We start from the raw sequence: 10,780 nt of genomic DNA, 5'->3' as shown, positions 1-10,780 counted from the left end.
GTTCGGAACCGAAGGCCGTCCTGGCCAATCCGCTCTTCGAGGCCGAGACGGACGCGGAGTCGCTGGCCGAGCTGTTCGCGATCCCGCCCTCCGGCAGATGGAGCCGCGCCTCCTCGTGCGGCACCCGCCAGGGCGCCACCCAGCCCGGTCCGTGCTGCAACGACACCGCACCGCGAAAGCGCAGTACGGGATCGTCCCCGGCCACGACACGTTTCGCCGACAATTCCCGCCACCTCCCGAGTCGCCCGCCATCCTCGGCGGACGGGGGCGACCGCAACCAGTCGTTGTGGATGCTGTGACCAGGACTCACCGGCAGGACCCGTCAGGGGCGGACGTTCCGGGACCGGGGGCGTTTCGCCCCCCGGTCCCGGAACGCGGGTCGGACCGGCGGCCGGAGGTCGCCGGCGGTGACCCGGACGTGGTCGACGACGAGTTGCTGCGGGAAGGAGGTGCCGCCGTCGGGGTCGCCCGGCCAGTAGCCGCCGACCGCGAGGTTGAGGATCAGGAAGAAGGGCTTGTCGAACACCCAGGCGTTGCCCTGGAGATCGGCGGGCGTACGGCGCTGGTAGACGTTGCCGTCCACCGACCAGGTCACCGAACCGGGCGCCCAGTCCACCGCGAAGGTGTGGAAATCGTCGGCGAACGCCCGGCCGTCGGGCAGGGTGTACGCGGCGCCGATCCCGCCGGAGCCGGAGTAGCCGGGACCGTGCAGCGTGCCGTGCACGGTGGACGGTTCGAAGCCGACGTTCTCCATGACGTCGATCTCGCCCGAGTTCGGCCAGCCGACCTGCCCGATGTCATCGCCCAGCATCCAGAACGCGGGCCACATGCCCTGGCCGCGCGGCACCTTCATCCTCGCCTCGACGTGCCCGTACGTCCGGGTGAACCGGCCGGCCGTGTTCAGCCGCGCCGAGGTGTACTCACACGTCCCGTACCAGCACTGGTGGTTGGCGGGGTTCTCCCGGCGCGCGGTGATGACCAGATGCCCCTGGCCGTCGAGCGCCGCGTTGCTGTTCCCGGCCGTGTAGTACTGCCGTTCATGGTTGTTGACGTTGTCGCCGGTCTCGATCTGCCACCTGCCGCCGTCCACGGCGGAGCCCGCGGGGCCGTCGAACTCGTCGGCGAACGTCGTCGCCGCCGCTCCGGCCGGTGGCCGGGGCAGCGGCGACCCCGACGCGAGACCGGCGGACGCCGGGATCAGGGCGAGCACGGAGAGCGCGGCCACCAGGAGGCGGCGGGCGCGGTGGGGAGAGTGCGGGGGAGAGGTCATGGGGGTCCTTCCCGTGCGGAACCCCTGATGGTCATGTATATGACAATCAGGGATTGTGGGGGCATAGGAGAGGTGCTCGGGTCTGCTGTCGATTTAAGAAGTGAACCAAGTGGGTGTCAATGCTTTGGTACGGACCACACTTCTCGCATTCATCGCCGGGCCCCGGCGTACATCCGGCGGGATGCCCCGACAGGCGTCCTGTCGGGGCATCCCGCCGATTCCTCCCCGTGGCGGTCTTCCGCCCCGGTCAGTTCTCCGGGTCGAAGTCGAAGTCCCCGGTGAACGCGGCGGCCATCCGCAGGTGGCCGGTCGCCTCGGCGCTCCGCCCCTGGCGTTCGAGCGTGCGGCCGAGCATCAGCCGCGCGTAGTGCTCCACCGGGTCCCGCTCCAGGACCGCCCGCAGCTCCGTCTCGGCCTTGCCGAGCCGCGCCGAGTGGTAGTACGTCCGGGCCAGCAGCAGGCGCGGCGCGACCTGCTCCGGCACCTCCGCGACGAGCCCCTCCAGGATCCGGGCGGCGGTCATGTACTCCTTCGCCCCGAAGAACATCTGGGCACGGTCCCAGCGCTCGGCGGCCGTACCGAACTCGTAGTAGGTGTCGCTCATCGGATCTCCTCCCTCATGGGCTCGACGGCCTGTCCGCAGCCCTGGTGTCCGTGCTCGCGCACGGTCGCCGGATCACCCCCGGGCGCTCCGCACCCTGCCCGGACCGCCCGGTTCCCGGTCCGGATGTCCGCTCGGTCATCCCGCAGTCGTCGGAACACCCCCTGCTTGTTGAATATTCCACTAAGTGGTCGGCGTGGGGAGCCGGGGCCCCGGGCCCGCACGGGAATAGGTTGAGCGCCATGAGCAATCTCGATCGCCAGGCCGCACTCTCCGTCTGCGGAGGACGGGGCTTCGTCGTCGCCGAGCCCGTACGTGAACTCCTCAGCCCCCGCCACGTCCGGCTGGGGGAGTCCACCGAGGTCCGCAGGCTGCTCCCCAACCTGGGCCGCCGGATGGTCGGGGCCTGGGCCTTCGTCGACCACTACGGCCCCGACGACATCGCCGACGAACCCGGGATGCAGGTGCCGCCCCACCCCCACATGGGCCTGCAGACGGTCAGCTGGCTGCACGACGGCGAGGTCCTGCACCGGGACAGCCTCGGCAGCCTCCGAACGATCCGCCCGCGCGAACTCGGCCTGATGACCTCGGGCCGGGCCATCAGCCACTCCGAGGAGAGCCCGAGGTCCCACGCCAGGTTCCTGCACGGGGCCCAGCTCTGGGTGGCGCTCCCCGAGGCCCACCGCCACGTCGAGCCCCACTTCCAGCACCACACCGACCTGCCGACCGTCACCGCCCCCGGTCTCACCGCCACACCGATCCTGGGCGAACTCGACGGGGCCGCCTCGCCCGGCACCGTCTACACCCCGATCGTCGGCGCCGACCTGGCCCTGACCGCCGGCGCCGCGGCACGGCTGCCGGTCGACCCGGACTTCGAGTACGCGGTGCTCTCGATGTCCGGCCGGGCGGAGGTCGACGGCGTGCCGGTACTGCCCGGCTCCATGCTCTACCTCGGCTGCGGCCGCACCGAACTCCCCCTGCGCGCGGACACCGACGCGGGTCTCATGCTCCTGGGCGGCGAGCCCTTCGAGGAGGAGATCGTCATGTGGTGGAACTTCATCGGCCGCACGGACGAGGAGATCCGCGAGGCCCGCGAGGACTGGACGACCGGCACCCGCTTCGGCGAGGTGAAGGGCTACGACGGCGACCGCCTGCCCGCCCCCGAGGTGCCGGCGACCCGCCTGAGGGCCCGGGGCAGGACGCGCTGACCCCGGATCTTCGCGGGCCACGGCGCGCTCACGTGTGGAGCGCGCCGTGGTGGGCCGCTTCGGGGAGGTCCCGCGGTGCGGTCGTCGAGTCGGGCAGGAGCAGCCGGAAGGTGCAGCCCCCGCCGGGACGGTTGTCCAGTTCGAGGCGTCCGCCGTGTGCCGCGGCGATGGCGGCGGCGATGGCGAGTCCGAGGCCGGAGCCGGGCTCGCGGCCGGTGCCGGTGCCGGATCCCGGCGCGGCGGGCCGGCCGAGCGGTGTCGCGCGGTAGAAGCGGTCGAAGATGCGGGGGGCCTCTTCGGTCCTGACGCCGGGGCCGTCGTCGGTGACCTCGACCACGCAGACGGGTGTGCCGGGCGGCAGCGGCCGACCGCTGCCGAGGCTCCCGCCGGGGGAGGCGCGGGTGACACCGACTCCGACGCGGATGCTGCTGTCGGCGGGCGTGTGGGTGGCGGCGTTGGACAGCAGGTTGCCCAGTACCTGGGCGAGCTGATGGGGATCGCCGGGCGTCTCGATGACGTCGAGGTCGCCCCCGGGCCCGGCGGGGTGGGTCGGGAGCGGCTCCAGGGCGATGGCGCGGTGGGGATGGCGTATCGCGGTGGTGGCGATGGCGTCGGCGGCCAGGGAGAGCAGGTCGACGGGTTCCCGGTGCGCGACGGGTGCCTCGCCGAGCTTGGTGAGGAGGAACAGGTCGTCGACGAGGCGGCTCATGCGGTCGGCGTTGCGGGCGATCAGGGCGTGTGCCTCGTGGCGCCGCCGGGCGGGCATGCCGGGTTCGCCGATGAGGAGTTCGGCGAAGCCCTGGACGGCGGTGAGCGGGGTGCGCAGTTCGTGTCCGGCATCGGCCATGAACTGGCGCAGCCGGGCTTCGGAGGTCTCCGTGCGGTGCAGGGCGGTGCGCAGGCGGTCGAGCATGGTGTTGAGGGCCAGGCCGAGCCTGCCGACCTCGGTGTCCGGGTCCGCCACGGGGACGTTGAGTTCCAGGGCGCCCCCGGTGATGCGCTGGGCGGTGTGCTCGACGCGGGTGAGCGGGCGCAGGCCCAGCCGGACGGCGCCGTTCCCGAGGACGACGACCCCGACGGCGACGGCGGCCCCGAGACCGAGTCCGAGCCAGAGCAGTTTGGTGGTGGCGCCGTCCACGGTGTCCAGCGGCAGGGCGACGACGGCACGCATGCGGTCGGGGCCCGGGTACGAGATCACCCGCCAGCCGGAGCCCGACGCGTCGCCCTCGGACGGAAGGGTGCCCGGCCGCCCGGCGACCAGATCCAGATCGGCCGCCCGCCCCGGGAGCCGGGGCCCGGGACCGTCGCGGTCCCCCAGGGAGGTGCGCAGCAGGTTCCCCTTCTCGTCGTAGAAGAAGACCCGGTAGTCCGAGGGCAGTGTGCTGTCCGGGCTCGGCGGCCGAGGCACCCCGTTGCCGGCGATGTCCTCGTAGACCCGGTCCGGGGGACGGAAGTGGGAGAGCCGGTCGTCGACCTGGTCGGTGAGCCAGCCGCGCAGGACGGTCAGGCCGGCGAGCTGGCACAGCAGGACCGCGCCGGTGGCCAGCAGCCCGGCGATCAGGACGAGGCGGCTGCGCAGGGAGCGCGGACGCAGTCGGCGGAGCGACCTCATCGGCCTGCCGCGCCCGTCTCGTCGCGCGGCAGCCGCAGACAGTACCCGACCCCGCGCACGGTGTGGATCAGCGCGGGCGGATCCCGGTCGATCTTCCGGCGCAGGTTCTTGATGTAGGTGTCGACGATGCGGGTGTCGCCGGAGAAGTCGTACCGCCAGACCTGCTGAAGGATCTCCGCCTTCTCCAGAACGCGCTCGGGGCGGGCCAGCAGGCACGCCAGGAGCCGGAACTCGGTCGGCGACAGCTTCAGCGGGCGGCCCGCGCGTCGTACCTCGTGGGTGGCCTCGTCCAGGGTGATGTCGGCGTAGCGCAGGGGCGGGCCGGTGCCCGCGGTGGAGGCGGGCGCGTTGCTGCGGCGCAGGATGGCGCGGATGCGCAGCAGCACCTCCTGGACGTGGAAGGGCTTGGTGACGTAGTCGTCGCCGCCGGAGCTGAGGCCGATGATGCGGTCCTCGATGTCGTCCCGGGCGGTGAGGAACAGCACGGGTGTGTAGACACCCTGTGCGCGCAGGTCGCGGGTGAGCCGGAAGCCGTCGGTGTCGGGCAGCATGACGTCCAGGACGATCAGGTGGGGCCGACGGCTGCCCGCTTCGAACATGGCTTCCTGTCCGTTGGAGGCGCTCGCCACGGTGTAGCCGGCCACACCGAGCGCGGAGGTGAGCAGGGTACGGATGCTGGCGTCGTCCTCCACGACCAGGACCGTGTACCCGGCGGCGGGTGTGCGGGTGGGGGTGTGCTGGTCGATCACGTTCTGGTACCTCGGGATCCGGACGGGCGGAACCGCGCCGGGGCGGGTCCTGGTCGAGCGGCGCAATGGTAGGCAACGAATCTGTGCGCGGAAGGACCGGCGGAAGGGGCGGGGCGCGGGGCGCGGGCCCCGGTGTCCCGGACGACACCTCCGAGGGAGGAGCGGCCCAGGACACCGGGGTTCTCAGCCGGTCACTTCCTTGTCCTTGGCCAGAGCCGCGGAGCGGTCGGTGACGGTCCTGGAGAGCTTGGTCACGGCGGTGTCCAGCTCCTTGGAGGCGGCGCCGGCCGACCGGGCCTGCTCGGCGATCGCCTCGACGCTCTCCGCCGCCGTGCCCGAGGCGTAGAACTTCTGGTACAGCTCGCGGTACGCCTTTTTGTAGACGGAGTCGAAGGCGTCCAGGGCCAGGAACTTGGTCTTCAGGACGTGGGACATGCCGCCCCTGCCCCCGCCGGGGCCGCCCTCCTGGTCGCCGCCGGCACCGCCGGGCACGCCTTCCGGCATTCCTTCGGGCATTCCCTCCGGCATTCCTTCGGGGAAACCTTCCGGCATTCCCTCGGGGAACCCGCTCGGCGGCGTGCCGCCCGTGTTCCCGCCCGTGGTGCCATTGCCCCCGGTCTTGGCGTTGCCACCGGGGCGGGCGCCGGGCATGCCGCCCATGCCGGTGGAGTCGTCCGGTCCGGCCGTCGCGTCTCCGCTGAAGGTGAGGTTGTAGTCCCAGCCGAGCACGGAGAACTTCTTGGTGTCCAGGTCGTACCAGAGGAGGTAGTTCTTGCCCGGCCCTGCGATGTCGTCGAAGTTCAGCAGTAGGTTCTGCGAGGCGACGTAATGGGCCAGTGAGTCGACGTCGACGTACTTGTGCAGGTCGCGGGCGAACTCCTCGTCCGAGGCGCCGTCGGCCCACTTGATGAGCTTCATCACCGGTTCGAGGTCCTGGCTGCCCTTCTTGTTGAGCTGCTTGAAGGAGCTCTCGTACTCGCTGGGGTCGTCGCCGCGGTACTCGAAGCTGCCGCTCGCCCTGGCCTTGTACAGCACGCCGTTGCCGTCGGCGATGTCGTCGGCGTAGTCGGTGTCGGGCGCTTCGACCATGAGGCGGGTGGCGGCGGGCCGGTTGTTCACCTTCAGCTCGGTGAAGGCGTACCGCTCGGCCTTCTGCCCGCTCCTGTCGGTCAGGGACAGCGACAACGCCTCGTTGAGGGGGACCTGCGCGTTGCTGCCGGGACGCAGCGAGATCTCCCGCTCGCCCTGGTAGGCGCGGCCCTCGACGTACTCGTCGATCTTGACGAGCCACGGCAGTTCCTCGGGCTTGTCCGCGGACAGGTCGTACTGCACCATCCCGCCGGGACCGCCGCCGGCCGGGCCGCCACCACCGCCGGTGCCACCGGTACCGGCCGTACCACCGGCAGTGCCGCCGGCGCCGCCGGTACCACCGGCTTCGCCGGGACCGCCGCCGGGCTGCCGGCCCTGGCGGCGGTCCTGGCCCCCGGTCGCGCCGTCGGCGCCGGCCGGGGCGCCCTGCGGGGCGCCGGGCATCTGCCGGCCGCCACCGGGCATGCCCTTGTTGCCCCGCAGGGACGACAGTGTGGAGTTTCCTTTGAGACGGATCCCGACGTCGTCGAGGTGGACGCCGTCGATGACGAGGTCGGCCTCGATGTAGTCCTTGGTCCCGTCCTTCTTGAACTCCTTCATCATCTTGTCGAAGTCGGTCTGCTGGTAGGTGAGTTGGATCGAGTGCGGCACAGCGGTGTCGTACAGGTCCACCGTCCCCCGGATGTCCTCGGTGATGGCGTCCGCCTCCACCCGGGAGGACGACGTGACGTACGGGGAGATCCGCGCGTCACCGATGAAATAGACCATTGCGGCGAGCCCGACGCCCAGCGCCGCGGCCGGCTTCCAGTGGTGGCGCAGCCGGACGGGCAGCCGGTCCTTCAACCGCCGCCTGCGCTGCGCGGTGGTCTCGCCGCTCATCACAGGTCCGTCGTGTCGTAGCCGGTCAGAACGGTGACCCGCTGGCCGGAGGTCCGCTCCTGCAGTGCGCCGACCAGGTCGCCGGGCTCGGCGCCCTTCTTCAGCCGCACCGTGTAGAAGACCTCGGTCAGCGCGCCGCCGCGGATCGTCTCGGTGCTCACCAGCTCGAACTCGCTGGTGTACTTGATCAGCACGTCGCGGATCTGCGGCGTGCAGTCCTCGCCGGCCGGGACCTGGACCTTGACGACCTGGCGCTGCACGTTCAGGGCGAACCAGTTGAACTTGAACATCACCAGGACGACGGCGCAGATGACCACGGCGCCGACGGCGGCCAGGGTGTAGAACCGGGCGCCGCAGGCCATGCCGATCGCCATGGCGAGGAAGATGAAGCCGACGTCCCGGGTCTCCTTGACCGCGTTGCGGAAGCGGACCACGGACAAGGCCCCGACCAGGGAGAACGCGCGAGCCAGGTTCGAGCCGACGACCAGCATGATCAGGGCGACGATCATGCCGACGATGACCAGGGTCTGCACGTAGGACTGGCTGTAGGAGACGTTGCGGTGCGTGTACCGGTACGTGTAGCCGATCAGCGTGGACAGGATGAACGACAGCGCCATCGCCGCCACGACGTCGGCGACGCTGAACGTGCCGCTGAGTTCCTGCAGATCGAGATCGAAGTTCACTGTGCTCCTGCTTTCGACGGCGCGTCGACGCGCGCCGGCTGTTCTTCAATGGGGGTGGGTGGCGGAAAGTCCGCCTCGTTGATGTGGAAGACCGAACGCGGCGCCAGGCCGAACGCCTCGATGGACTGCACGTACTTCGAGATCCGTACGAGGTTGAGGTTGCGCCGCGCGGCCAGATCGGTGATCCAGTGCGGGGTGCGCTCGTTGACCTTGATCTCCATGACCGACATGTGCGGCGGGATCGTGAACCGGTTCTCCGGCGTGGGGATGCCGAAGTGGAAGTCCCGGTCGCGTCCGCGGACGCGGCGGTCGAAGGTGACCCGCAGGCCGGTGTCGGCGTCACGGCCGACCAGGGCCTCGCGCTGGTACCCGGTGATCGCGGTGGGCTGCAGGTTCAGCCGTACGACCAGTTCGAGGACCTCCTGGACGAAGGCGCTCTCCCTCGCCGAGTGCTCCACCATCTCCCGGCCGTCGCACAACTGCCGTGCCACGCCGTAGGGCAGGGTGATGCGGCGCTTCTGCGTGACCCGGTTGACGCGCTGCTTGATCTCGACACAGACCGGCGAGTCGTCGGTGACCCCGTCGAGATCGCCGTAGTGGCGGATGCGCAGCTTGCGGCGGAACTTCAGACCCTCGATCTTCTCCCAGTAGAAGCGGAGCTGAGGAGTGTCGTAGTACAGGCTCCACACGCCGTACCCGCCGACCGGGCTGTGCAGGTCCCGGTCCATCCGTTCGGCCAGCTCGTCACGGATCTCGGCCGCCTGCTCCACCGGCACCAGGTACTTCAGCTCGAACCGGTTGAACGCGTGCAGCCGACTGGCCACGTGCAGCGGCTCCTCGCCGCCACGATCTTCGTCGCCCTCCGCCCGGCGCTCGCGAACCGCGGCTGCCTTCGACAGGAACACCATGCCCTCCTCGCTCATAGGTTGCGGACCGACCGGCCTCGCACACGCAACCAAGCGGGGATGAGGAGCTCATGAGAAACGTGGGTTGATTCCAGGAGTCTTTGAGGAATCCGAAGGATGAACGGACGGTGAAGCGGAGCCGCCTCGAAGCGGTGGGCGTACGGGAACCGCGCCCTGCCCCGGTGCCCGGACGGGGGAGGACGGACGGTTCCTCGGCGTGCTCGCCCACCTCCTGCCCGCGCCGGCGCCTCGGGCCCGTACGGAGAACGGGAGTGGGGGCCGGGGCGCGGAGCCCCGGCCCCGGCCGGTCACATGTCCCACTCGGCTTCGAGCTCGTCGATCTCGTCCTGGAGCAGATCCACCAGGGAGAGGTCGGACGGCCTGAGACCGTGCGCGTCCGGGGTGGGCGACGCGAGGGCGTACGCCGTCAGCGCCGCCAGGGCCTCGGACCACAGACCGGCCAGCGCCCGGACCTCCTCCTCCCCGAAGAGACCGGCCGGCCAGGACCAGGTCATGCTCAACTCGGGTCCCCCCGCGCGGTCGTGGGCGACCGCGTTCAGCTCCAGGCAATGGGAGAACGGCAGCTCCGGGTCGGTGGAGGGGAGGCGCACGTCCTCCGGCGCCGCGCCCCGGTCGGACGGCCCGGCGGGATCGGTCCGCACCCGTCCCAGGTAGTTGAACGCGACCTGCGGGCCGGGGGCACGGCGGAGTCAGGCGTCCCCCGGAACGCGTCCGGTGGTTCGGGTGGCGGAAACAGTGTGACCGGAATGGGTCGTCACAAGGTGCGACGCACTGTCGTTCACTGCTCGGAAGCGGTGCGACGGACGAGAGGTGCCCACAGTGCGGCGACTCCTGCGATACCTGCTGCTCGTGGCGGGGGCCGGACTGGCGGTCCTCGTCATGGCGGCGGTGCACGCCGCCGCCGTCCTGCCGTTCGCCGCCGCCGTGTACGCCGACGTCTCCGTCGGCCTGTGCTGGCTCGTCGTCGCGGTCCTGTTCCTCCGCCGCCGCGACACCACGGACGTGCCCGGCGACACCTCCGGSCCCCGCCACCACCGGGCCGTGCGCTGCTCCACCGACGGCGAACCCCTCGCCCGCCCCCACCGGGGCACCCGGCACCGCCACTGATCCGGCCAAACTCCCGGCACACCCGGCTCCGGCCTCCGGCGCTCTGCGACCATGACCGGCGACGACCCCTGCCGAGGAGCCCCGTGTGACCAAGGTGACCACGTTTCACATCAGTTCGGCCGTCATGACGCACCCCGTGCGCCTCGCCCAGGCCCAGGACCTCGCCGCCCGGTTGCGGCTCGACGGCCTCGCGCTCGACCCCGACCCGCAGGGGCCGCCCTCCGCGCTGCGCACCGCCCTGGTCGCCTGGTCGGCCGCGGCCCCCGGGGCCAGCCACCACCTCGTCGTCCAGGACGACGTCGACGCCCCCGCCGAACTCCTGGAGATCGTCGCCCGCGCCGCCACCCGGTTCCCCGACGAGGCACTGGTCTTCTACACCAACTGGCACGCCCGCAACGGCGCCGCCGCCCGGCTCGCCGCCCTCGCCGGCGCCGGCTGGGTACGGGCCGTGCCCGACGAGTTCACGCCGTCCCTGGGCGTCTGCCTGCCGGTCGACACCGCCGCCGCCTTCCGCGCGTACGCCCGCGACAGCGCCGAGCGCCACGACGACGAACTGCTCTCCGTCTTCTTCCGCGGCCGGGGCCGGATGAGCCTGCTCGCCGTGCCGAACATCGTCGAGCACATCGGCACGAGCAGCATCAACGGCCACGCGGCCC

At 71.4% G+C, this 10,780-nt stretch carries 9 protein-coding genes and 3 pseudogenes; 3 read left to right on the top strand and 9 right to left on the bottom strand.

Translation table 11 applies throughout. The annotated features are described in order from the left end of the window. From EAO76_RS44695 to EAO76_RS20860, 3 genes and pseudogenes are all read right to left on the bottom strand, one after another. Nucleotides 1-223: pseudogene (locus EAO76_RS44695) on the bottom strand (hypothetical protein); the annotation flags it as partial. A 99-nt stretch (nt 224-322) separates the two neighbouring features. After that, on the bottom strand, nt 323-1,270 hold the full coding sequence (locus tag EAO76_RS20865; protein WP_148837470.1) for a family 16 glycosylhydrolase: 948 nt from the start codon (nt 1,268-1,270) through the stop codon (nt 323-325). Nucleotides 1,271-1,517: 247 nt separating this feature from the next. Continuing rightward, on the bottom strand, nt 1,518-1,874 hold the full coding sequence (locus EAO76_RS20860) for a M48 family metallopeptidase (protein ID WP_148837469.1): 357 nt from the start codon (nt 1,872-1,874) through the stop codon (nt 1,518-1,520). A gap of 239 nt (nt 1,875-2,113) precedes the next feature. Between EAO76_RS20860 and EAO76_RS20855 the strand changes: the two genes are divergently transcribed. After that, a complete protein-coding gene (locus EAO76_RS20855) occupies nt 2,114-3,079 on the top strand; it encodes a pirin family protein (RefSeq protein ID WP_148837468.1) in 966 nt (321 codons plus the stop codon). Nucleotides 3,080-3,107: 28 nt separating this feature from the next. Here the strand turns inward: EAO76_RS20855 and EAO76_RS20850 are convergent, their stop codons facing one another. From EAO76_RS20850 to EAO76_RS20825, 6 genes and pseudogenes are all read right to left on the bottom strand, one after another. Beyond that, a complete protein-coding gene (locus EAO76_RS20850; RefSeq protein ID WP_148837467.1) occupies nt 3,108-4,691 on the bottom strand; it encodes a HAMP domain-containing sensor histidine kinase in 1,584 nt (527 codons plus the stop codon). Further along, nucleotides 4,688-5,440, bottom strand: coding sequence for a response regulator transcription factor (locus tag EAO76_RS20845; RefSeq protein ID WP_148837466.1), 753 nt, complete (start codon nt 5,438-5,440; stop codon nt 4,688-4,690). The genes EAO76_RS20850 and EAO76_RS20845 overlap by 4 nt, the downstream gene beginning before the upstream one ends. A gap of 183 nt (nt 5,441-5,623) precedes the next feature. Next, nucleotides 5,624-7,408, bottom strand: a complete 1,785-nt coding sequence (locus EAO76_RS20840; protein WP_148837465.1) for a CotH kinase family protein — start codon at nt 7,406-7,408, stop codon at nt 5,624-5,626. Continuing rightward, nucleotides 7,408-8,091: a DUF4956 domain-containing protein gene (locus tag EAO76_RS20835; protein WP_148837464.1), complete on the bottom strand. Its 684-nt coding sequence runs from the start codon at nt 8,089-8,091 to the stop codon at nt 7,408-7,410. The genes EAO76_RS20840 and EAO76_RS20835 overlap by 1 nt, the downstream gene beginning before the upstream one ends. After that, nucleotides 8,088-8,915 carry a polyphosphate polymerase domain-containing protein gene (locus EAO76_RS20830; protein ID WP_148837552.1) on the bottom strand — a complete coding sequence of 276 codons (828 nt, stop codon included), beginning with the start codon at nt 8,913-8,915 and terminating at the stop codon, nt 8,088-8,090. The genes EAO76_RS20835 and EAO76_RS20830 overlap by 4 nt, the downstream gene beginning before the upstream one ends. A 389-nt stretch (nt 8,916-9,304) precedes the next feature. Then, nucleotides 9,305-9,685 (bottom strand): annotated as a pseudogene (locus tag EAO76_RS20825) (hypothetical protein); the annotation flags it as partial. 151 nt (nt 9,686-9,836) lie between these two features. On the opposite strand from EAO76_RS20825, the gene EAO76_RS20820 reads away from it, so the two are divergent. After that, the gene (locus EAO76_RS20820; protein WP_148837462.1) at nt 9,837-10,124 is read left to right on the top strand and encodes a hypothetical protein; all 288 of its coding nucleotides are present in this window, start codon (nt 9,837-9,839) and stop codon (nt 10,122-10,124) included. Nucleotides 10,125-10,209: 85 nt separating this feature from the next. Continuing rightward, nucleotides 10,210-10,780, top strand: a pseudogene (locus tag EAO76_RS20815) (hypothetical protein); the annotation flags it as partial.

The organism is Streptomyces sp. sk2.1 (assembly GCF_008120935.1).
In the GTDB taxonomy this organism is placed as follows: domain Bacteria; phylum Actinomycetota; class Actinomycetes; order Streptomycetales; family Streptomycetaceae; genus Streptomyces.
This window is presented reverse-complemented; position numbering and strand designations above follow the sequence as displayed.